We start from the raw sequence: 21,739 nt of genomic DNA, 5'->3' as shown, positions 1-21,739 counted from the left end.
TGCTGGCGGTGTGGAATCAGGCAGTCAGGCGGTTCGCGTCTTGCGCGATGACCAGCTCTTCGTTCGTTGGGATAACGATAGCTGGACGGGTACCTTCTTTGTTGATGAAACCAGACTTACCGAAACGGGCAGCCAGGTTACGTTCGTGATCAACGTCGAAGCCCAGAACGCCCAGTTTACCCAGGGTCAGTTCACGGACCATTGCCGCATTCTCACCGATACCACCGGTGAAGATTACCGCGTCCAGACGACCTTCCATCAGCGCAGTGTAAGAACCGATGTATTTTGCCAGGCGGTGGCAGTAAACGTCCATTGCACGTTTAGCGTCCGCTTTTTCTGCGTAGTTGTCTTCAACATAACGGCAGTCGCTGGTGACTTCGGTCAGACCCAGCAGGCCAGACTCTTTGGTCAGCATTTTGTTGATCTGGTCAACGCTCATGCCCAGGGTGTCGTGCAGGTGGAAGATGATCGCCGGGTCGATATCACCGGAACGGGTACCCATCACCAGACCTTCCAGTGGGGTCAGACCCATAGAAGTATCAACACATTTACCGTTACGGATAGCAGAAACAGAACCACCGTTGCCCAGGTGGCAGGTGATGATGTTCAGTTCTTCAACCGGTTTGTTCAGTACTTTTGCCGCTTCCTGCGTCACATAGAAGTGGCTGGTGCCATGTGCGCCGTAGCGACGAACACCGTGCTCTCTGTACAGGCTGTATGGCAGGGCGTAGAGGTAAGATTCTTCCGGCATAGTCTGATGGAACGCGGTGTCAAACACGGCCACGTTTTTGTCTTTCAGCTGCGGGAAGGATTTCAGCGCTTCAGCGATACCGATCAGGTGAGCCGGGTTGTGCAGCGGCGCGAAGGATGCAGAGTCTTTGATGCCCTGGATCACAGATTCGTCGATCACGACGGAGCTGGTGTATTTTTCGCCGCCGTGGACGATACGGTGACCAATCGCAGTCAGCTGAGCAGACAGTTCTGGTTTTTGTGCCAGAATAGTGTTAACGATAAAGTTCAGCGCTTCACTGTGAGCGGCGCCTGCACCTAAAGCCGCTTCTTGTTTGCTACCGTCCATTTTCCACTTGATACGTGCTTCAGGCAGATGGAAACATTCGGCCAAACCAGAGAGGTACTCGTCACCGTTGAGCGCATCGATGATGGCGAATTTCAGTGAGGAGCTACCGCAGTTCAGAACCAGTACTAACTTACTCGACATGGAAGTACCTATTATTGATACGTGGCTAAAAAAACGTCAGTGAGTCTAACAGCGTAACGCATGCTGACCCAGACATTTATGATTAACATCATGCCAAACGAACATTCTGGCATGATGGAAGAAATACCTATGATTTTATGCCATTTTGAACATTTTTCAGGCGATGGCATAATATGCGATAATTTGACGAGTTAACGATTCTCGTCTAAGGCCCTATCAGGCTGGCACAGGATACCCGATACGGGGTAGTGATGACAAAATATTTTGAACGTTGTCATAGCCTGTTGTGGTTTTGCATGAAAATTTTAATTTTTATACGTGAAGTTGAGGTACAGCCATGTCGACACCTGAGATCCCGTCCGTGAACTTTTTTAGTCTGTTTCGTCGGGGACAGCATTACGCAAAGACCTGGCCGATGGAAAAGCGCCTTGCGCCTATGTTTGTTGAGAATCGCGTCATCCGCGCCACCCGCCATGCGATTCGCTTTATGCCGCCTGTCGCGATATTTACGCTGTGCTGGCAAATTGCCCTCGGGGGGCAGCTTGGCCCGGCCGTCGCCACGGCGCTCTTTGCGCTAAGTCTGCCGATGCAGGGACTGTGGTGGTTAGGTAAGCGTTCAATTACGCCATTACCTCCCGGAATTTTACACTGGTTTTATGAAGTCCGCGGGAAACTCGAGGAAGCAGGGCAGGCGCTTGCTCCGGTCGAAGGTAAACCGGATTACCAGGCGCTGGCCGATACCCTCAAGCGGGCTTTTAAACAACTTGATAAAACATTCCTCGATGGTTTGTGATTGATCATCGAAACGATGAATAAAAGAAGGCACAGTAACAAACAGTTACCGTGTCTTTTTTTTCAAGTGCAATGCGCTACAGGAGTCGAAAGATGGAAATGACCAATGCTCAACGTCTGATTTTGTCTAATCAGTACAAGATGATGACTATGCTTGATCCCGACAACGCAGAGCGCTACCGCCGCTTACAGACTATCGTTGAACGTGGCTTTGGTTTGCAGATGCGCGAACTGGATCGCGAGTTTGGCGAGCTGAAAGAAGAAACCTGCCGCCTGATCATCGACATTATGGAGATGTATCACGCGCTGCACGTTTCCTGGACCAATCTGAAAGATCAACCGTCCATCGACGAGCGCCGCGTGACGTTCCTGGGCTTTGATGCCGCAACGGAAGCTCGCTATCTGAGCTATGTACGCTTTATGGTGAATACCGAAGGGCGCTATACCCATTTTGATGCGGGTACTCACGGCTTTAACGCGCAAACCCCAATGTGGGAAAAATATCAGCGCATGCTGAGCGTATGGCATTCGTGCCCACGCCAGTACCATTTAAGCAGCAACGAAATTCAACAAATCATTAATGCCTGACGGAGGTGCGTGTGCAGTGTAAAGGTTTTCTGTTTGATCTGGACGGTACGCTGGTGGATTCGCTGCCGGTTGTGGAGCGTTCATGGTGCCATTGGGCTGACAGACATGGCATCGACCATCAGGACGTGCTGAATTTTATCCACGGCAAACAGGCCATTACCTCGTTACGGCATTTTCTGGTGGGGCGCACTGAGGAAGAGATTCAGGCAGAGTTCAGCTATCTTGAGCATATTGAATCCACCGACACGGACGGCATCGCCGCGCTGCCCGGGGCGCGTGAACTGCTTGAACATCTTAATGAAGCGCAGATCCCGTGGGCGATAGTGACCTCCGGCTCGATTCCGGTTGCGCATGCCCGTCATAAGGCGGCAGGCTTGCCGAAGCCAGAAGTGTTCATCACCGCTGAACGCGTCAAGCGCGGCAAACCTGAACCTGATGCGTTTTTACTCGGCGCTGAACTGCTGGGTCTTGCTCCCGCAGACTGCGTGGTGGTGGAAGATGCGGCAGCCGGAGTGCTGGCCGGGTTGAATGCCGGAAGCCATGTTATCGCCGTCAACGTACCGGCGGACTCGCCCCGGCTGGACGAAGCCGATTTTGTGCTTAACTCGCTGACGACACTTGCTGTCTCTAAAGCACCTGACGGCGTTGTTACCGTCTCGCTGAAAATGTAATCCCATGATTTAGCCCCACATTGCTGGGGCTTTTTTATGGCAAAATTTTGTACCCCCTCAGACAAGGACATGTTGTGAACGGTGAACTGATTTGGGTCCTCAGCCTGCTTTTAATCGCTATCATTCTCTTTGCTACAGGCAAGGTGCGCATGGATGCCGTCGCCTTGTTTGTGATTGTTGCGTTTGTGTTGAGCGGTACGCTCACGCTTCCGGAGGCCTTCTCCGGGTTTAGCGACCCTAACGTGATCCTGATTGCTGCTCTGTTCATTATTGGTGACGGCCTGGTGCGCACTGGCGTCGCGACCATTGTGGGATCGTGGCTGGTGAAGGTGGCAGGTAACAGTGAAACCAAAATGCTGATCTACCTGATGCTGACGGTTGCCGGGCTGGGGGCGTTTATGAGTTCAACTGGCGTTGTCGCGATCTTTATCCCCGTGGTACTCAGCGTCTCCATGCGGATGCAGACCTCACCGTCGCGTCTGATGATGCCCCTGAGCTTTGCCGGGCTTGTTAGCGGCATGATGACGCTGGTGGCTACACCACCGAACCTGGTCGTCAACAGTGAGCTGATCCGTGAAGGGTTACAGGGTTTCAGTTTTTTCAGCGTTACCCCGCTTGGGCTGGTGATTCTGGTCATGGGCGTTATCTATATGCTGCTGACCCGCTTTGCCCTGCAGGGCGAGACGCAGGATAAAAGCAAAGACGGCTGGAAACGGCGTACCTTTCGCGATTTGATCAAAGAGTACCGTCTGACCGGGCGCGCCCGCCGTCTGGCCATTCGCCCAGGTTCACCGATGGTCGGCCAGCGTCTGGACGACCTGAAGCTGCGGGAACGCTATGGCGCGAACGTGATCGGCGTGGAGCGCTGGCGTCGTTTCCGTCGGGTGATCGTGAACGTGAACGGGGTGTCGGAATTCCGGGCGCGTGACGTTTTGCTGATTGATATGTCCACGGCGGATGTTGATCTGCGCGAGTTTTGCAGTGAACAACTGCTGGAGCCGATGGTGCTGCGCGGCGAGTATTTTTCAGACCAGGCGCTGGACGTCGGCATGGCTGAAGTGTCGCTGATCCCTGAGTCTGAATTATTGGGTAAAACTGTGCGCGAAATGGGCTTCCGTACCCGTTATGGCCTGAATGTGGTGGGCTTAAAGCGCGATGGCGTGGCGATGAAAGGTGCGGTTGTGGATGAACCCATCCTGCTGGGGGATATTTTCCTCGTGGTTGGCAACTGGAAGCTGATCAGCCAGCTTGGACAGAAAGGCCGCGATTTTGTGGTACTCAATATGCCCGTTGAAGAGAGCGATGCGTCTCCGGCGCATAGCCAGGCACCCCATGCGATTTTTTGTCTGGTGCTGATGGTGGCGTTAATGCTTACCGATGAGATCCCCAATCCGATCGCGGCGATTATTGCCTGCCTGCTGATGGGGAAATTCCGCTGTATTGATGCTGAAAGTGCCTACAAAGCCGTTCACTGGCCGAGCATCATTCTGATTGTCGGGATGATGCCCTTTGCCCTGGCACTGCAAAAGACCGGTGGCGTGGATTTGGTGGTTAAAGGGCTAATGGATGTCGGCGGGGGATATGGCCCGTATATGATGATGGTGTGTCTGTTTATCATGTGTGCCGCCATCGGGTTGTTTATTTCCAATACGGCGACGGCCGTACTGATGGCTCCCATCGCACTGGCAATGGCGAAATCGATGGGGGTTTCACCGTATCCATTTGCCATGATGGTGGCAATGGCGGCCTCTGCGGCGTTTATGACCCCGGTCTCTTCGCCGGTTAACACGCTGGTGCTGGGGCCAGGTAACTACAAATTTAGCGATTTCGTGAAGATTGGCGTGCCGTTCACCGTGCTGGTGATGTTGGTGTGCGTAGTGTTGATTCCGGTATTGTTCCCGTTTTAAGTAAATTGTCGGGTGGCGTCTGCGATGGGATCAGTCCGGCAGCGCCGCCGGGCAATCATGGTCTGTTATAGCGGTGAATCCTGGCTAATTTCATCCAGCGACAAATGGAAGCTCGGTACGAACACCTGCATAAAATAATCCATCTCTTCACTGCGGCGGGATTCGAGCGTTTTTTCCAGACGCGTTTTGGCCAGTAAAAACTCATTATTTCCGGCTGACAACTCTTCCAGACATTTCAGATAGGCGCACAGCGCATCCGCCTGTTTCACCAGCGATTGTTCATCTTCCGTATAACGATGTTCGTCGATCAGCGGTTCGAAGATATCGCGCAACTCTTCCGGCACCATATCGATCAACTTCTGCTGGGCAATCTTCTCGATCGCCTTATATTCCTGCGCAATCTGCGAGTTGAAATATTTCACCGGTGTGGGTAAATCCCCGGTCAGCACTTCAGAGGCATCGTGATACATTGCCAGCAGAGCAATACGCTCAGCATTGACCTGCCCGTTGAATTTACGGTTTTTAATGGCCGCCAGTGCGTGAGCGACCATCGCAACCTGCAGGCTGTGTTCCGACACATTTTCAGTGCGCACATTGCGCATCAAAGGCCAGCGGTTGATCAGTTTAAGGCGGGAGAGATGGGCAAAGAAATGACTCTGACTCATAGGTTACCTTTTGTCTTCACAGCGACAGACTTCATTGTGCGGGTAGGGGAGACAAGATGCAAATCAGGCTACCGAAGTAGCCTGATTTTTAAGATTACTGGTGGTAACCGGAGAGGAAGCGGCCAAAGCGACTGATGGCCATTTCGAGGTCGTCCTCACGCGGCAGGGTGACGATGCGCACGTGATCCGGCCACGGCCAGTTGAACGCGGTACCCTGAACCAGCAGCACTTTTTCCTGTAACAGGAAATCGAGCACCATTTTCTGGTCGTCATGAATATTGAAGCGCTTCGCGTCAATTTTCGGGAACATGTAGAGCGCGCCGTTAGGTTTGACACAGGAGACGCCCGGGATATCGTTGATCAGCTCCCACGCGCGGTTACGCTGTTCGTACAGACGGCCACCCGGGGTGATAAATTCGCTGATGCTCTGGTAACCACCGAGTGCGGTCTGGATCGCGTGCTGTGCCGGAACGTTGGCGCATAAACGCATGGACGCCAGCATCTCAAGCCCTTCGATATACCCTTTGGCGTGTTTTTTCGGCCCGTTCAGTACCATCCAGCCCTGACGGAAACCCGCCACACGATAGGTCTTGGACAGGCCGTTGAAGGTAATGGTCAGCAGATCCGGTGCCAGTGCGGCGATAGAGTGGTGTTGCGCCGCATCGTACAGAATTTTGTCGTAAATTTCGTCGGCAAAGATAATCAGGTTGTGCTGGCGGGCGATCTCCACGATCTCCATCAGTAACTCTCTGGAATAGACCGCACCCGTTGGGTTGTTCGGGTTGATAATGACGATACCGCGCGTGCGAGGGGTTATCTTAGCGCGAATATCATCGAGATCCGGGAACCAGTCAGAGGACTCGTCGCACAGGTAGTGCACCGCTTTACCGCTGGACAGTGATACTGCTGCTGTCCACAGCGGGTAGTCCGGCGCGGGTACCAGCATTTCGTCACCGCTGTTCAGCAGTGCCTGCATGGCCTGCACGATAAGCTCAGAGACGCCGTTGCCAATATAGATATCTTCAACGGTAACGTCACGCATGCCGCGCGCCTGGTAGTGCTGCATGATGGCTTTACGCGCGGAGTAGAGTCCTTTTGAATCGCAATAGCCTTGTGCAGTGGGCAGGTTGCGGATCACATCTACCAGGATCTCATCCGGCGCTTCAAAACCAAATGGCGCAGGATTACCAATGTTGAGTTTCAGAACCTTATTGCCTTCTTCTTCGAGGCGCTTTGCCTCTTTCAGAACCGGGCCACGGATGTCATAACAGACGTTATCTAGCTTGCTGGATTTTTCGATAGGGGACATGAACCTTTAACCTTTTCGCTATTATTGCCACTCCCTGCCGTGGAAGTCAGCACGGAACAATGTACTCCCCCCTCGCTTCATTTTGAAGGGCGTACAGAAGAAGATTTCGTACAATGGACTAATTCTTGTTGAATCTATTTTGCTGGCTGCGAGCCATTTCGCTGACCTAAAGTAATGCACATAGTGTGGTTTTAGGTTTATTGTGCTGTTGATTGATATGATAGTTGCATATTGTGCTGTTAAAAATAAAATAGGGTCAGCCGGATGCAAGACGTTACCCTGAGTGACTTTTCGTAAAACCTGAATGTTGAGATACGGGTTACTGTAATAGACACCCTGGGCTAAAGGTTACTCATGTAAATTTAATGTTAAGTGTCATTAATGAATGACCTTAATCTAAATTAAAATTTATTTATTATTAACGACGAAAATGCAACTTTCGTTAATTTTAATAAAATTAGTTTAGCCACTTATCAACACCCTTAAATCCTTAATATTGCAATAAGACTTATAAATAAGGTGGATTTGGGTTAAGATGTCTTTCAGGAAAGCAGATGAAAGATGCGCTCGTCTTGTATATCTGGAACTGATTTTCTGAATTAGTCGATTGTTATTGTTAGAGTTCTCTCTGGCTGGAGTGTGCGAAGCACATCCTGCTGCGTTGACAGCGCTGCGATAAAGATGGCAGAAAATGTGTCTTACCTTTAATGTAATTTACATAAACCTGCGAACATCTAAATATCCTGAACGTTTAAGAGAATAAAAATAACGTCATGAAACGTGCTTTCTGACTGTTGATATATACACAAAATCATTCAAGCTGCATCACAAAAACGCTTTCAGCGTTTTTGAACTGTGCTTGCGCTGGCCCCGAAGGGGGGAGGCCGCAGGCCGGGTAACGCGGCACGTCTGAAAATCCCCGGAAGCTTACTCAGGTCAGTGGCTGGGGTGAGCAGACGCGGCCAATACGGAAGCAGCCTGAAGGGTGAAGTGAAAAAAGCAGCACAATAACTATCTGTCAGGCAGTCTGCCGGGTCAGGATGCGAGGGATAATCGTCAGAGGGAATTGCTTAACTGTTACACACAGCTTCAACCCGGGCAGCTCCGCACGAGCAACCTGAAAGTGAATAGATATGATAAATGCAAATCGTCCGATAATGAATCTCGACCTCGATCTGCTGAGAACGTTTGTTGCGGTCGCCGATCTCAACACTTTTGCAGCTGCTGCTGCCGCAGTTTGCCGAACCCAGTCCGCTGTTAGCCAGCAAATGCAACGGCTGGAACAACTGGTCGGTAAAGAGCTTTTTGCGCGCCATGGGCGTAATAAGCTATTGACTGAACACGGTATTCAGCTACTGGGTTATGCCAGAAAAATACTTCGCTTTAATGACGAAGCATGTATGTCATTAATGTTTAGCAACCTTCAGGGGGTGTTAACATTAGGTGCATCTGATGAGTCAGCGGATACTATATTGCCTTTCCTTCTCAATCGTATTAGTTCGGTTTATCCGAAGCTTGCGCTGGATGTTAGCGTAAAACGTAACGCCTTTATGGTTGATATGTTGAAAGAGAATGAAGTCGACCTGGTGGTCACGACGCATCGTCCTGGGCAATTTGAGTGTCTGACGCTGCGTACTTCTCCGACGCACTGGTACTGCGCGGCTGAATATGTGCTGCAAAAAGGCGAGGCAATACCGTTGGTTTTGCTGGACGAGCCAAGCCCGTTCCGCGATATGGTGATCACTGCGCTAAATGAGGCCAACATTCCGTGGCGTCTGGCGTATGTGGCATCCACACTGCCAGCGGTACGTGCCGCCGTAAAAGCGGGTCTTGGCGTAACCGCACGTCCGGTAGAGATGATGAGTCCGGATCTGCGCGTACTGGGTAAAGCGGAAGGTCTTCCTGCATTGCCGGATACGGAGTACCTGCTTTGTCGCAACGCATCCAGCAATAATGAACTGGCGAAGGTGGTGTTCGAGGCCATTGAAACCTACCACAACCCCTGGCAGTACGAGCATGTTACTCCTGAAGAGGGGGGTGACTCCCTGGTTGTCGAAAGGGACTTTGAGTGATCAGAGACTCAAAATTCTGGTAACAAAATGTAAGTGTAAAAAAAAGGCCACTCGCGCGATTTTTGCGTAGAGTGGTTTTTTTTTGGTCGACAATAACCTCCTCAACAGCATGGATTAGGTAAATAGGTTTTATTTATTAATCAGATAAATGAATTTGCTTAAAACGTGTTCGTTTTCCGTTCTGACGTCTTCCTCATCCCTTTGATGTTAAAAAAACAGGAAATATGTTGCCGTTTTTTCGATTGAATTAACAAAAGCGTGTCTCAGATCAAGAAAATACTCCCATTTGGGGGGAGGAATCGTTGGCAAATCCTGTCAAAATAGGAGGGTTGTTTTTTTTACTTCCAAAACGGACACGATTCAACAACATGCGTTTGACGTAAAGTCTGGAACCCACCAGGGTTAAAGGGCATGAAATGTTAATGGTAATCGTGCGATGTAATTTAATGTGAAGAAACCTTTGTTAAAGTTGACAAAAGGTTATAGAAAGGAGTAAAAAACCACATCATTTTGCTGTCTACGCCCCATTTCCGACAGTTAGTGTAAGGTTATTTGTTCCTCCCCATGAATCGATGTGATGCCCATCTGCCAGCAAGAGCAGTGTCGTCGGTATCACTTTTGATGAGTAAGCAATGAGTATGTCAACATCCACAGAAGTCATCGCTCATCACTGGGCATTCGCAATCTTTCTTATTGTAGCCATTGGCCTGTGCTGCCTGATGTTAGTCGGCGGCTGGTTCCTGGGCGGTCGCGCCCGCGCAAGGCACAAAAACACACCTTTCGAATCAGGTATTGATTCAGTAGGTTCCGCTCGCTTACGCCTGTCTGCCAAGTTCTATCTGGTAGCTATGTTCTTCGTCATCTTTGACGTGGAAGCGCTTTACCTTTTCGCATGGTCTACCTCCATCCGCGAAAGTGGTTGGATAGGCTTTGTCGAGGCCGCAATTTTCATTTTAGTGCTACTGGCCGGTCTGGTTTATCTGGTGCGTATTGGCGCGCTTGACTGGACGCCTGCGCGTTCACGTCGTGAACACATCAACCCGGAAAACAGTATCTCTAATCGTCAGCAGTAACAGCGAGGCAATAAGATGGATTATACGCTCACCCGCATAGATCCTAACGGTGAGAATGACCGTTACCCCCTGCAAAAACAGGAGATCGTAACCGACCCCCTGGAGCAAGAAGTCAATAAAAGCGTGTACATGGGTAAGCTTGAGCATGCCATGCACGATATGGTCAACTGGGGGCGTAAGAACTCCATCTGGCCTTACAACTTTGGCCTTTCTTGCTGCTACGTTGAAATGGTGACGTCATTCACTGCGGTGCATGACGTTGCGCGTTTTGGGGCCGAGGTGCTCCGCGCGTCCCCACGTCAGGCTGACCTGATGGTGGTCGCCGGTACGTGCTTTACCAAGATGGCACCGGTTATTCAGCGTCTTTATGACCAGATGCTCGAGCCTAAATGGGTTATCTCTATGGGCGCTTGCGCGAACTCTGGCGGGATGTACGACATTTATTCCGTCGTGCAGGGCGTTGATAAGTTCATTCCAGTCGACGTTTACATCCCAGGTTGCCCGCCGCGTCCGGAGGCTTACATGCAGGCGCTGATGCTGCTGCAGGAGTCTATCGGTAAAGAGCGCCGCCCACTTTCATGGGTTGTAGGCGATCAGGGTGTGTATCGCGCGAACATGCAGTCTGAGCGCGAGCGTAAACGCGGTGAACGTATTGCAGTCACCAACCTGCGTACGCCTGACGAAATTTAATTTGCGCCTGTTGGCCTGGAGAATACCTTCGCATATCACTACTCAAATAGCGCGAAGCCAGGCTTGACAGTCACCACGGACCATTTGCAATGGTGAACAATATGACCGACTTAACCGCGCAAGAAGCCGCCTGGCAGACCCGGGATCATCTGGATGACCCTGTCATTGGCGAACTGCGCAACCGTTTTGGGCCGGATGCCTTTACTGTTCAGGCCACCCGCACCGGGGTACCCGTTGTCTGGGTGAAGCGTGAACAATTACTGGAAGTTGTCGATTTCCTCAAGAAATTGCCAAAACCTTACGTCATGCTGTTTGACTTACACGGCATGGATGAACGTCTGCGTACGCACCGCCAGGGTCTCCCTGCTGCGGATTTTTCCGTTTTCTACCACCTGATCTCAATAGACCGCAATACGGATATCATGCTCAAGGTGGCATTGTCTGAAAACGACATGCATCTGCCGACGATCACCAAACTTTTCCCGAACGCCAACTGGTATGAGCGTGAAACCTGGGAAATGTTCGGCATGACCTTTGACGGCCACCCACACCTGACGCGCATCATGATGCCGCAGACCTGGACCGGCCACCCGCTGCGTAAAGACTACCCGGCACGTGCAACTGAATTCGACCCGTTTGAGCTGACCAAAGCCAAGCAGGATCTGGAGATGGAAGCACTGACCTTCAAGCCGGAAGACTGGGGCATGAAGCGCGGTACCGACAACGAGGACTTCATGTTCCTCAACCTCGGCCCGAACCACCCATCTGCGCACGGTGCATTCCGTATTATTCTTCAGCTTGATGGCGAAGAGATTGTCGACTGCGTTCCGGATATCGGTTACCACCACCGTGGTGCTGAGAAGATGGGCGAGCGCCAGTCCTGGCACAGCTACATTCCGTATACCGACCGTATCGAATACCTCGGCGGTTGCGTAAACGAAATGCCATACGTGCTGGCCGTTGAGAAACTGGCAGGCATCACCACGCCGGATCGCGTTAACGTGATCCGCGTCATGCTGTCTGAACTGTTCCGTATTAACAGCCACCTGCTGTACATCTCCACGTTCATTCAGGACGTTGGCGCGATGACCCCGGTCTTCTTCGCCTTTACCGACCGTCAGAAAATCTACGATCTGGTTGAAGCGATTACCGGCTTCCGTATGCACCCGGCCTGGTTCCGTATCGGTGGTGTCGCACACGATCTGCCGCGCGGTTGGGATCGTCTGCTGCGTGAATTCCTCGATTGGATGCCAAAACGTCTGGCCTCTTACGAGAAAGCCGCACTGCGTAACACCATCCTGAAAGGCCGTTCCCAGGGCGTTGCTGCCTACGGCGCGAAAGAAGCGCTGGAGTGGGGGACAACAGGGGCGGGTCTGCGTGCAACCGGTATTGATTTCGACGTGCGTAAAGCCCGTCCTTACTCTGGCTACGAGAACTTCGACTTTGAAGTCCCGGTTGGCGGCGGTGTATCCGACTGCTACACCCGCGTGATGCTGAAAGTAGAAGAGCTGCGCCAGAGTCTGCGCATCCTTGAGCAGTGCCTCAACAACATGCCGGAAGGCCCGTTCAAAGCGGATCACCCGCTGACCACGCCGCCACCGAAAGAGCGCACGCTGCAACATATCGAAACCCTGATCACCCACTTCCTGCAGGTTTCCTGGGGTCCGGTCATGCCGGCCAATGAATCCTTCCAGATGATTGAAGCGACCAAGGGTATCAACAGCTACTACCTGACCAGTGACGGCAGCACCATGAGCTACCGTACCCGTGTGCGTACGCCAAGCTTCGCGCACCTGCAGCAGATCCCGGCCGCCATTCGCGGCAGTCTGGTCTCCGACCTGATTGTGTATCTGGGTAGTATCGATTTTGTTATGTCAGATGTGGACCGCTAATTATGCACGAGAATCAACAACCACAAACCGAGGCTTTTGAGCTGAGTGAAGCAGAGCGTGCCGCCATTGAGCACGAGATGCACCACTACGAAGACCCGCGTGCGGCGTCCATTGAAGCGCTGAAAATCGTTCAGAAACAGCGTGGTTGGGTGCCGGATGGGGCGATCTATGAGATCGCAAAAGTGCTGGGTATTCCGGCAAGTGATGTAGAAGGTGTAGCCACGTTCTACAGCCAGATCTTCCGTCAGCCGGTAGGCCGCCATGTGATCCGCTATTGTGACAGCGTTGTTTGTCACATTACCGGTTATCAGGGCATTCAGGCGGCAATTGAGAAAAAACTCAATATCAAGCCGGGCCAGACCACGTTCGATGGTCGCTTTACTCTGCTGCCAACCTGCTGCCTGGGTAACTGTGACAAGGGGCCGACCATGATGATTGATGAGGACACTCACAGCCATCTGACGCCGGAAGCCATTCCTGACCTGCTGGAGCAGTACAAATGAAAACTGTAATTCGTACTGCTGAGACTCATCCGCTGACCTGGCGTCTGCGCGATGACAAACAGCCGGTATGGCTCGACGAATACCAAAGCAAAAACGGTTATGCCGGTGCGCGTAAAGCCCTCGGCGGCATGGCACCGGATGAAATCGTTAATGCGGTGAAAGATTCTGGCCTGAAAGGGCGCGGCGGTGCGGGCTTCTCCACCGGTCTGAAGTGGAGCCTGATGCCAAAAGACGAATCCATGAACATCCGTTACCTGCTGTGTAACGCCGATGAAATGGAGCCGGGCACCTATAAAGACCGCCTGCTGATGGAACAGCTGCCACACCTGCTGGTGGAAGGCATGCTGATCTCCGCGTTCGCGCTGAAAGCGTACCGTGGTTACATCTTCCTGCGCGGTGAATACATCGAAGCGGCAGAAAACCTGCGCCGCGCGATCGCCGAAGCCACCGAAGCGGGCCTGCTGGGTAAAAATATCCTGGGCACCGGTTTTGACTTCGAACTGTTCGTGCACACCGGGGCAGGGCGTTATATCTGTGGTGAAGAAACCGCGCTGATTAACTCCCTGGAAGGCCGCCGTGCGAACCCGCGTTCCAAGCCACCGTTCCCGGCAAGCTCCGGCGTGTGGGGCAAACCGACCTGCGTCAACAACGTCGAAACCCTGTGTAACGTTCCGGCAATCCTCGCTAACGGCGTGGAGTGGTATCAGGGCATCTCTGCAAGCAAAGATGCCGGTACCAAGCTGATGGGCTTCTCCGGTCGCGTGAAAAACCCTGGCGTCTGGGAACTGCCGTTCGGTACTACCGCGCGTGAAATTCTTGAAGACTATGCTGGCGGCATGCGTGACGGCCTGAAATTCAAAGCCTGGCAGCCGGGCGGGGCAGGGACAGACTTCCTGACCGAAGCCCACCTTGACCTGCCAATGGAATTCGAAAGCATTGGTAAAGCAGGTAGCCGTCTGGGTACGGCGCTGGCGATGGCCGTCGACCATGAGATCGGCATGGTATCGCTGGTGCGTAACCTGGAAGAGTTCTTCGCCCGCGAGTCCTGCGGCTGGTGTACACCATGCCGTGATGGTCTGCCGTGGAGCGTGAAGATCCTCCGTGCTATTGAACGTGGCGAAGGTCAGCCTGGCGATATCGAGACACTTGAGCAACTGTGTCGATTCCTGGGCCCAGGTAAAACCTTCTGTGCCCACGCACCCGGTGCCGTCGAGCCACTGCAGAGCGCGATTAAATATTTCCGCGATGAATTCGAAGCAGGCATCAAGCAGCCGTTCAGCAATACCCATGCAATCAATGGTATTCAGCCGAACCTGCTGAAAACGCGCTGGTAACGACAAGAATTTTGATTAACGCTCAGACATAGTCTGAGCCAACTGGAAGCATGCTAATGGCTACGATTCATGTAGACGGCAAAGAATATGAGGTCAACGGGGCGGACAACCTGCTGGAAGCTTGTCTGTCGCTCGGCCTTGATATTCCGTACTTTTGCTGGCATCCGGCGCTGGGCAGCGTCGGTGCTTGCCGCCAGTGTGCGGTGAAGCAATATCAGAACGCGGAAGACACGCGTGGTCGCCTGGTGATGTCCTGTATGACGCCAGCCACCGAAGGCACTTTTATTTCGATTGATGACGAAGAAGCCAAACAGTTCCGCGAAAGCGTGGTGGAATGGTTGATGACCAACCACCCACACGACTGTCCGGTCTGTGAAGAGGGCGGTAACTGCCACCTTCAGGATATGACCGTAATGACCGGTCACAGCTTCCGTCGCTATCGCTTTACCAAACGTACCCACCGTAACCAGGATCTGGGGCCGTTCATCTCTCACGAAATGAACCGCTGCATCGCCTGCTACCGCTGCGTGCGTTACTACAAAGACTACGCAGACGGTCAGGATCTGGGCGTGTATGGCGCGCATGACAACGTCTACTTCGGTCGTCCGGAAGACGGTACGCTTGAAAGCGAATTCTCCGGTAACCTGGTAGAAATCTGCCCGACCGGCGTATTCACAGATAAAACGCACTCCGAGCGTTACAACCGTAAATGGGACATGCAGTTTGCTCCAAGCATCTGCCAGCAGTGCTCTCTTGGCTGTAACACCAGCCCGGGTGAACGTTACGGCGAACTGCGTCGTATCGAAAACCGTTACAACGGTACCGTTAACCACTACTTCCTGTGCGACCGTGGTCGTTTCGGTTATGGCTATGTGAACCTGAAAGACCGTCCGCGTCAGCCGGTTCAACGCCGTGGCGATGACCTGATCACCCTGAACGCTGAACAAGCGATGCAGGGCGCGGCAGATATTCTGCGCCAGTCGAAGAAGGTGATCGGTATCGGCTCCCCGCGCGCCAGCATCGAAAGCAACTTCGCGTTGCGCGAGCTGGTTGGGGCGGAAAACTTCTATACCGGTATCGCCCAGGGCGAGCAGGAACGTCTGCAACTGGTACTGAAAGTGCTGCGCGAAGGTGGTATTCATACCCCTGCGCTGCGCGAAATCGAATCTTATGATGCGGTTCTGGTGCTGGGTGAAGACCTGACTCAGACCGGCGCTCGCGCTGCCCTGGCGGTTCGTCAGGCGGTGAAAGGTAAAGCGCGTGAAATGGCAGCAGCCCAGAAAGTGGCTGACTGGCAGATTGCGGCGATCCTGAACATCGGTCAGCGCGCCAAACACCCACTGTTTGTGACAAACGTCGACAACACCCGTCTGGATGATATCGCTGCGTGGACCTACTGCGCACCGGTTGAAGATCAGGCGCGTCTTGGTTTTGCGATTGCACACGCACTGGACAACAACTCTCCGGCCGTTGAAGGCCTGGATCGCGACCTGCAAAATAAGGTTGACGTGATTGTTCAGGCGCTGGCAGGGGCGAAGAAACCGCTGATTATTTCCGGGACTAACGCCGGTAGCGCGGAGATCGTTCAGGCGGCAGCAAACGTTGCTAAAGCTCTGAAAGGCCGTGGTGCGGACGTTGGCGTAACCATGATTGCCCGTGCGGTGAACAGCATCGGTCTGGGTATGATTGGCGGCGGTTCTCTGGAAGCGGCGTTAAGCGAACTGGAATCCGGTGCTGCTGACGCCGTTGTGGTGCTGGAAAACGACCTGCATCGCCATGCCTCTGCGGCACGCGTTGACGCAGCGCTCGCAAAAGCGCCGCTGGTGATGGTTATTGACCATCAGCGCACAGCCATTATGGACAAAGCGCACCTGGTGCTCTCTGCGGCAAGCTTCGCAGAAAGCGACGGTACGGTTATCAACAACGAAGGCCGCGCGCAGCGTTTCTTCCAGGTTTATGACCCTGCGTACTACGACAGCAACACGGTGATGCTGGAAAGCTGGCGCTGGCTGCACTCTTTGCACAGCACCGTGCAGAGCCGTGAAGTGGACTGGACGCAGCTTGACCACGTTATCGATGCGGTAGCTGAAAAACTGCCTCAGCTGGCGGCGATTAAAGATGCGGCACCTGACGCAAGCTTCCGTATTCGCGGTCAGAAACTGGCGCGTGAACCGCACCGTTACAGCGGTCGTACCGCCATGCGTGCCAATATCAGTGTGCATGAACCTCGTCAGCCGCAGGATAAAGACACGATGTTTGCCTTCTCAATGGAAGGGAACAACCAGCCGTCTGCACCGCGCTCTCAGGTTCCGTTCGCATGGGCTCCGGGCTGGAACTCCCCACAGGCATGGAACAAATTCCAGGCTGAAGTGGGCGGCTCCCTGCGTCACGGTGATCCGGGCGTGCGTCTGATTGAAGCCTCCGAAACCGGTCTGGACTTCTTCGCCACCGTTCCGGCGAGCTTCCAGGCACAGGTTGGTAGCTGGCGTATTGCGCCGTACTACCATCTGTTTGGTAGCGACGAGTTGTCCCAGCGTTCTCCGGTCTTCCAGCAGCGTATGCCGCAGCCGTACATCAAGCTCAACCCGGCAGATGCCGCTAAGCTTGACGTCAACGCGGGCGCGAACATTGCCTTTAGCTACGATGGCCAGACAATCAGCCTGCCGCTGATTATCTCCGAAGGTCTGACAGCAGGGCAGGTTGGTTTACCGATGGGTATGCCTGGCATCGCGCCGGTACTGGCGGGTGCGCGTCTTGATAACCTGCAGGAGGCAAAAGCATGAGTTGGTTAACGCCGGATCTTATCGACATCCTGCTGAGCATTCTGAAAGCAATTGTCATTCTGCTGGTGGTGGTCACCTGCGGCGCGTTCATGAGCTTTGGTGAACGTCGTCTGCTCGGTCTGTTCCAGAACCGTTACGGACCGAACCGCGTGGGCTGGGGTGGTTCACTCCAGCTGGTCGCGGACATGATCAAGATGTTCTTTAAAGAGGACTGGATCCCGCGCTTCTCGGATCGCGTGATCTTTACTCTGGCACCGATGATCGCCTTTACCTCGCTGCTGCTGGCGTTTGCTATCGTTCCTGTCAGCCCGACCTGGGTTGTGGCTGACCTGAACATCGGCATTCTGTTCTTCCTGATGATGGCAGGCCTCGCGGTATACGCGGTGCTGTTTGCAGGCTGGTCCAGTAACAACAAATACTCGCTGTTGGGTGCAATGCGTGCTTCCGCGCAGACGCTCAGCTACGAAGTGTTCCTGGGTCTTTCCCTGATGGGCGTGGTGGCGCAGGCCGGTTCATTCAACATGACCGACATCGTCAACAACCAGGCCGACATCTGGAACGTCATCCCGCAGTTCTTTGGTTTCATTACCTTTGCTATCGCGGGCGTGGCGGTGTGTCACCGTCACCCGTTTGACCAGCCAGAAGCCGAACAGGAACTGGCCGACGGTTACCACATTGAATATTCCGGTATGAAGTTCGGTCTGTTCTTCGTGGGCGAGTACATTGGTATCGTCACCATTTCCGCGTTGATGGTAACGCTGTTCTTTGGTGGCTGGCATGGCCCGTTCTTACCACCGTTCATCTGGTTCGCGCTGAAAACCGCGTTCTTCATGATGATGTTCATTTTGATTCGTGCGTCGTTACCGCGTCCTCGTTATGACCAGGTAATGTCCTTCGGCTGGAAAGTTTGCCTGCCGCTGACGCTCGTCAACTTGCTGGTAACGGCGGCTGTCATTCTCTGGCAGCAGCCATAAGGGGCTTTGAGATCATGACCTTAAAAGAATTATTGGTAGGCTTCGGCACCCAGGTACGCAGTATCTGGATGATCGGCCTGCACGCGTTTGCCAAACGCGAAACCCAGATGTACCCGGAAGAGCCGGTATATCTGCCGCCGCGCTACCGTGGCCGTATCGTGCTGACGCGCGACCCGGACGGTTCGGAGCGTTGCGTTGCCTGTAACCTGTGTGCGGTAGCGTGTCCGGTGGGCTGTATCTCTCTGCAGAAAGCAGAGACGGTAGATGGCCGCTGGTACCCTGAGTTCTTCCGCATCAACTTCTCACGCTGCATCTTCTGCGGTCTGTGTGAAGAAGCGTGCCCAACCACGGCGATTCAGCTGACTCCAGACTTCGAGCTGGGTGAGTACAAGCGTCAGGATCTGGTGTACGAGAAAGAGGATCTGCTGATTTCCGGTCCGGGCAAATACCCGGAATATAACTTCTACCGGATGGCGGGTATGGCAATCGACGGCAAAGATAAGGGCGAAGCAGAGAATGAAGCTAAGCCTATCGACGTCAAGAGCCTGTTACCGTAAGGAGAGGGCAATGGAATTCGCTTTTTATATCTGTGGCCTCATCGCCATCCTGGCCACGTTGCGAGTGATTACGCACACCAATCCGGTGCATGCGCTGCTGTATTTAATCATTTCGCTGCTGGCTATTTCCGGGGTGTTCTTTGCGCTGGGCGCGCACTTTGCCGGTGCGCTGGAAATCATCGTCTACGCTGGTGCCATCATGGTGCTGTTCGTCTTCGTGGTAATGATGCTGAATCTGGGCGGCTCTGAAATTGAGCAGGAACGTCAGTGGTTAAAACCGCAGGTGTGGATTGGCCCGGCAATTTTGTCGGCCATCATGCTGGTGGTGATTGTTTACGCCATTCTGGGCGTTAACGATCAGGGCATCGACGGTACGCCAATCAGCGCTAAAGCAGTCGGTATTACGCTGTTTGGCCCATACGTTCTGGCGGTTGAACTGGCCTCCATGCTGCTGCTGGCAGGTCTGGTTGTGGCCTTCCACGTTGGCCGCGAAGAGCGTGCTGGCGAGGTGCTGAGCAACCGCACTGACGACCGCGCGAAAAGAAAAACGGAGGAACGCGCATGATCCCCTTAACACATGGACTGATCCTCGCTGCGATTTTATTCGTTCTCGGCTTAACCGGTCTGGTCATCCGCCGCAATCTGCTGTTTATGCTGATCGGTCTGGAAATCATGATCAACGCTTCCGCGCTGGCCTTCGTGGTCGCCGGTAGCTACTGGGGCCAGACCGATGGTCAGGTGATGTACATTCTTGCTATCAGCCTCGCGGCTGCCGAAGCGAGTATTGGCCTGGCGCTGTTACTGCAGCTCCATCGTCGCCGCCAGAACCTGAACATCGATTCAGTAAGTGAGTTGCGTGGATGAACATGCTTGCCTTAACCATTATTTTTCCGCTGATTGGCTTCGTGCTGCTGGCGTTTTCTCGTGGCCGCTGGTCTGAGAATCTGTCTGCAACCGTTGGCATTGGCTCTATCGGTCTGGCTGCGCTGGTGACAGCGTATGCAGGTATCGACTTCTTCAACAACGGCAAGCAGCCTTTCAGCGTGCCGCTGTGGACCTGGATGTCGGTCGGTGATTTCAACATCGGTTTTAACCTGGTGCTGGATGGTCTGTCTCTGACCATGCTCTCCGTGGTAACCGGCGTGGGCTTCCTGATCCACATGTTTGCCTCCTGGTATATGCGCGGTGAAGAGGGTTACTCCCGCTTCTTCGCCTACACCAACCTGTTTATCGCGAGCATGGTCGTTCTGGTGCTGGCCGATAACCTGCTGCTGATGTATCTGGGCTGGGAAGGCGTGGGTCTGTGTTCTTACCTGCTGATCGGTTTCTACTACACCGATCCGAAGAATGGCGCAGCGGCCATGAAGGCGTTCATCGTGACCCGTGTGGGTGACGTGTTCCTCGCCTTCGCACTGTTCATTCTCTACAACGAACTGGGCACGCTGAACTTCCGCGAAATGGTGGAACTGGCACCGGCTCACTTCGCGGCAGGCAACAATATGCTGATGTGGGCAACGCTGATGCTGCTGGGTGGTGCTGTGGGTAAATCCGCACAGCTGCCGTTGCAGACATGGCTGGCAGACGCGATGGCGGGTCCAACCCCGGTCTCCGCGCTGATCCACGCAGCAACCATGGTGACCGCGGGTGTTTACCTGATTGCGCGTACTCATGGCCTGTTCCTGATGACTCCGGAAATTCTGCATCTGGTGGGTATCGTCGGTGCGGTTACGCTGGTGCTGGCAGGCTTTGCCGCGCTGGTTCAGACCGACATCAAACGCGTTCTCGCATACTCCACCATGAGCCAGATTGGTTACATGTTCCTGGCCCTGGGTGTTCAGGCGTGGGACGCGGCGATTTTCCACCTGATGACGCATGCGTTCTTTAAAGCGCTGCTGTTCCTCTCATCCGGTTCCGTGATCCTGGCCTGCCATCACGAGCAGAACATCTTCAAAATGGGCGGACTGCGTAAGTCCATCCCGCTGGTGTATGTCTGCTTCCTGGTGGGCGGCGCGGCGCTGGCGGCATTGCCGCTGATTACCGCGGGCTTCTTCAGTAAGGACGAAATCCTTGCGGGTGCCATGGCGAATGGTCATATCAATCTGATGGTTGCGGGTCTGGTCGGTGCGTTCATGACCTCCCTGTATACCTTCCGTATGATTTTCATCGTATTCCACGGTAAAGAACAAATTCACGCTCACGCAGGGAAGGGGATTACCCACCACCTGCCGCTGATTGTGCTGCTGGTACTGTCCACCTTCGTTGGCGCGATGATTGTGCCACCGCTGCAGGGCGTACTGCCAGACACCACCGAGCTTGAGCACGGTCGCGTTCTGACGCTTGAAATCACCTCTGGTGTGGTCGCTCTTGCGGGCATCCTGATTGCAGCATGGCTGTGGCTGGGTAAACGTACGCTGGTGACATCTGTTGCCAACAGTGCGCCAGGCCGTCTGCTGGGCACCTGGTGGTACAACGCATGGGGCTTCGACTGGCTGTACGATATGATTTTCGTCAAGCCGTTCCTGGGTATTGCGTGGCTGCTGAAGCGCGACCCACTGAACGCCATGATGAATATTCCGGCGATCCTGTCCCGCTTTGCAGGTAAAGGCCTGCTGTTCAGCGAGAACGGTTATCTGCGCTGGTATGTGGCGTCTATGAGCATCGGTGCGGTTGTCGTGCTGGCGCTGCTGATGGTGTTGCGTTGATCGTTAAG

Annotated in this window: 19 protein-coding genes; 16 read left to right on the top strand and 3 right to left on the bottom strand. The window is 53.6% G+C overall.

What is annotated here, in order from left to right; genetic code table 11:
* Positions 1–16: 16 nt before the first annotated feature.
* Positions 17–1,219: an acetate kinase gene (gene ackA, locus HV318_RS06825; protein WP_182272138.1), complete on the bottom strand. Its 1,203-nt coding sequence runs from the start codon at positions 1,217–1,219 to the stop codon at positions 17–19.
* Positions 1,220–1,556: 337 nt separating this feature from the next.
* On the opposite strand from ackA, the gene yfbV reads away from it, so the two are divergent.
* The 4 genes from yfbV (at position 1,557) to HV318_RS06805 (ending at position 5,177) form a co-directional block, all read left to right on the top strand.
* Positions 1,557–2,012 carry a terminus macrodomain insulation protein YfbV gene (gene yfbV / locus HV318_RS06820; protein WP_182272137.1) on the top strand — a complete coding sequence of 152 codons (456 nt, stop codon included), beginning with the start codon at positions 1,557–1,559 and terminating at the stop codon, positions 2,010–2,012.
* Positions 2,013–2,104: 92 nt separating this feature from the next.
* Complete coding sequence (locus HV318_RS06815; RefSeq protein WP_182272136.1) at positions 2,105–2,599, top strand: YfbU family protein; 495 nt, start codon at positions 2,105–2,107, stop codon at positions 2,597–2,599.
* 11 nt (positions 2,600–2,610) lie between these two features.
* Positions 2,611–3,270 carry a sugar phosphatase gene (locus HV318_RS06810; protein ID WP_182272135.1) on the top strand — a complete coding sequence of 220 codons (660 nt, stop codon included), beginning with the start codon at positions 2,611–2,613 and terminating at the stop codon, positions 3,268–3,270.
* A gap of 74 nt (positions 3,271–3,344) precedes the next feature.
* Positions 3,345–5,177: an SLC13 family permease gene (locus tag HV318_RS06805; RefSeq protein ID WP_182272134.1), complete on the top strand. Its 1,833-nt coding sequence runs from the start codon at positions 3,345–3,347 to the stop codon at positions 5,175–5,177.
* Positions 5,178–5,242: 65 nt separating this feature from the next.
* Here HV318_RS06805 and yfbR read toward each other — a convergent pair whose 3' ends face one another.
* Positions 5,243–5,842 carry a 5'-deoxynucleotidase gene (gene yfbR, locus HV318_RS06800; RefSeq protein WP_182272133.1) on the bottom strand — a complete coding sequence of 200 codons (600 nt, stop codon included), beginning with the start codon at positions 5,840–5,842 and terminating at the stop codon, positions 5,243–5,245.
* 94 nt (positions 5,843–5,936) lie between these two features.
* The gene (gene alaA, locus HV318_RS06795) at positions 5,937–7,151 is read right to left on the bottom strand and encodes an alanine transaminase AlaA (protein ID WP_182272132.1); all 1,215 of its coding nucleotides are present in this window, start codon (positions 7,149–7,151) and stop codon (positions 5,937–5,939) included.
* Positions 7,152–8,284: 1,133 nt separating this feature from the next.
* Between alaA and lrhA the strand changes: the two genes are divergently transcribed.
* The 12 genes from lrhA to nuoL all read left to right on the top strand — a co-directional run bounded on the left by lrhA (position 8,285) and on the right by nuoL (position 21,731).
* Entirely contained in the window at positions 8,285–9,223 is a 939-nt protein-coding gene (gene lrhA / locus HV318_RS06790; protein ID WP_182272131.1) for a transcriptional regulator LrhA, read from the top strand.
* Between the two features lie 632 nt (positions 9,224–9,855).
* The gene (gene nuoA / locus HV318_RS06785) at positions 9,856–10,296 is read left to right on the top strand and encodes an NADH-quinone oxidoreductase subunit NuoA (protein WP_182272130.1); all 441 of its coding nucleotides are present in this window, start codon (positions 9,856–9,858) and stop codon (positions 10,294–10,296) included.
* A gap of 15 nt (positions 10,297–10,311) precedes the next feature.
* The gene (nuoB, locus tag HV318_RS06780; RefSeq protein WP_003861482.1) at positions 10,312–10,986 is read left to right on the top strand and encodes an NADH-quinone oxidoreductase subunit NuoB; all 675 of its coding nucleotides are present in this window, start codon (positions 10,312–10,314) and stop codon (positions 10,984–10,986) included.
* 89 nt (positions 10,987–11,075) lie between these two features.
* Positions 11,076–12,878 carry an NADH-quinone oxidoreductase subunit C/D gene (nuoC, locus tag HV318_RS06775; RefSeq protein ID WP_182272129.1) on the top strand — a complete coding sequence of 601 codons (1,803 nt, stop codon included), beginning with the start codon at positions 11,076–11,078 and terminating at the stop codon, positions 12,876–12,878.
* A gap of 2 nt (positions 12,879–12,880) precedes the next feature.
* Positions 12,881–13,381: an NADH-quinone oxidoreductase subunit NuoE gene (gene nuoE / locus HV318_RS06770; protein ID WP_006176513.1), complete on the top strand. Its 501-nt coding sequence runs from the start codon at positions 12,881–12,883 to the stop codon at positions 13,379–13,381.
* The gene (gene nuoF / locus HV318_RS06765; protein WP_182272128.1) at positions 13,378–14,715 is read left to right on the top strand and encodes an NADH-quinone oxidoreductase subunit NuoF; all 1,338 of its coding nucleotides are present in this window, start codon (positions 13,378–13,380) and stop codon (positions 14,713–14,715) included. The genes nuoE and nuoF overlap by 4 nt, the downstream gene beginning before the upstream one ends.
* Positions 14,716–14,771: 56 nt before the next feature.
* A complete protein-coding gene (gene nuoG / locus HV318_RS06760) occupies positions 14,772–17,498 on the top strand; it encodes an NADH-quinone oxidoreductase subunit NuoG (protein WP_182272127.1) in 2,727 nt (908 codons plus the stop codon).
* Positions 17,495–18,472, top strand: coding sequence for an NADH-quinone oxidoreductase subunit NuoH (gene nuoH / locus HV318_RS06755; RefSeq protein ID WP_182272126.1), 978 nt, complete (start codon positions 17,495–17,497; stop codon positions 18,470–18,472). Before nuoG ends, nuoH begins: the two co-directional genes overlap by 4 nt.
* A 14-nt stretch (positions 18,473–18,486) precedes the next feature.
* Positions 18,487–19,029: an NADH-quinone oxidoreductase subunit NuoI gene (gene nuoI / locus HV318_RS06750; protein ID WP_010433353.1), complete on the top strand. Its 543-nt coding sequence runs from the start codon at positions 18,487–18,489 to the stop codon at positions 19,027–19,029.
* A gap of 10 nt (positions 19,030–19,039) precedes the next feature.
* Positions 19,040–19,594 carry an NADH-quinone oxidoreductase subunit J gene (nuoJ, locus tag HV318_RS06745; protein WP_063450387.1) on the top strand — a complete coding sequence of 185 codons (555 nt, stop codon included), beginning with the start codon at positions 19,040–19,042 and terminating at the stop codon, positions 19,592–19,594.
* Positions 19,591–19,893 carry an NADH-quinone oxidoreductase subunit NuoK gene (nuoK, locus tag HV318_RS06740; protein WP_003861496.1) on the top strand — a complete coding sequence of 101 codons (303 nt, stop codon included), beginning with the start codon at positions 19,591–19,593 and terminating at the stop codon, positions 19,891–19,893. The genes nuoJ and nuoK overlap by 4 nt, the downstream gene beginning before the upstream one ends.
* Entirely contained in the window at positions 19,890–21,731 is a 1,842-nt protein-coding gene (nuoL, locus tag HV318_RS06735; RefSeq protein ID WP_182272125.1) for an NADH-quinone oxidoreductase subunit L, read from the top strand. Before nuoK ends, nuoL begins: the two co-directional genes overlap by 4 nt.
* The last annotated feature ends 8 nt before the right edge of the window (positions 21,732–21,739 follow it).

The sequence above is a fragment of the Enterobacter sp. RHBSTW-00901 genome (genome assembly GCF_014103115.1).
In the GTDB taxonomy this organism is placed as follows: Bacteria; Pseudomonadota; Gammaproteobacteria; order Enterobacterales; family Enterobacteriaceae; genus Enterobacter; species Enterobacter cloacae_P.
This window is presented reverse-complemented; position numbering and strand designations above follow the sequence as displayed.

Bases quoted from the DNA above. Each gene is read 5' to 3' on its own strand.
- nuoI (WP_010433353.1), top strand. From the start codon at position 18,487: ATGACCTTAAAAGAATTATTGGTAGGCTTCGGCACCCAGGTACGCAGT.
- nuoE (WP_006176513.1), top strand. From the start codon at position 12,881: ATGCACGAGAATCAACAACCACAAACCGAGGCTTTTGAGCTGAGTGAA.
- nuoJ (WP_063450387.1), top strand. From the start codon at position 19,040: ATGGAATTCGCTTTTTATATCTGTGGCCTCATCGCCATCCTGGCCACG.
- alaA (WP_182272132.1), bottom strand. From the start codon at position 7,151: ATGTCCCCTATCGAAAAATCCAGCAAGCTAGATAACGTCTGTTATGAC.
- nuoB (WP_003861482.1), top strand. From the start codon at position 10,312: ATGGATTATACGCTCACCCGCATAGATCCTAACGGTGAGAATGACCGT.
- lrhA (WP_182272131.1), top strand. From the start codon at position 8,285: ATGATAAATGCAAATCGTCCGATAATGAATCTCGACCTCGATCTGCTG.
- nuoL (WP_182272125.1), top strand. From the start codon at position 19,890: ATGAACATGCTTGCCTTAACCATTATTTTTCCGCTGATTGGCTTCGTG.
- nuoC (WP_182272129.1), top strand. From the start codon at position 11,076: ATGGTGAACAATATGACCGACTTAACCGCGCAAGAAGCCGCCTGGCAG.
- ackA (WP_182272138.1), bottom strand. From the start codon at position 1,219: ATGTCGAGTAAGTTAGTACTGGTTCTGAACTGCGGTAGCTCCTCACTG.
- nuoA (WP_182272130.1), top strand. From the start codon at position 9,856: ATGAGTATGTCAACATCCACAGAAGTCATCGCTCATCACTGGGCATTC.
- nuoH (WP_182272126.1), top strand. From the start codon at position 17,495: ATGAGTTGGTTAACGCCGGATCTTATCGACATCCTGCTGAGCATTCTG.
- yfbV (WP_182272137.1), top strand. From the start codon at position 1,557: ATGTCGACACCTGAGATCCCGTCCGTGAACTTTTTTAGTCTGTTTCGT.
- nuoG (WP_182272127.1), top strand. From the start codon at position 14,772: ATGGCTACGATTCATGTAGACGGCAAAGAATATGAGGTCAACGGGGCG.
- yfbR (WP_182272133.1), bottom strand. From the start codon at position 5,842: ATGAGTCAGAGTCATTTCTTTGCCCATCTCTCCCGCCTTAAACTGATC.
- HV318_RS06815 (WP_182272136.1), top strand. From the start codon at position 2,105: ATGGAAATGACCAATGCTCAACGTCTGATTTTGTCTAATCAGTACAAG.
- nuoK (WP_003861496.1), top strand. From the start codon at position 19,591: ATGATCCCCTTAACACATGGACTGATCCTCGCTGCGATTTTATTCGTT.
- nuoF (WP_182272128.1), top strand. From the start codon at position 13,378: ATGAAAACTGTAATTCGTACTGCTGAGACTCATCCGCTGACCTGGCGT.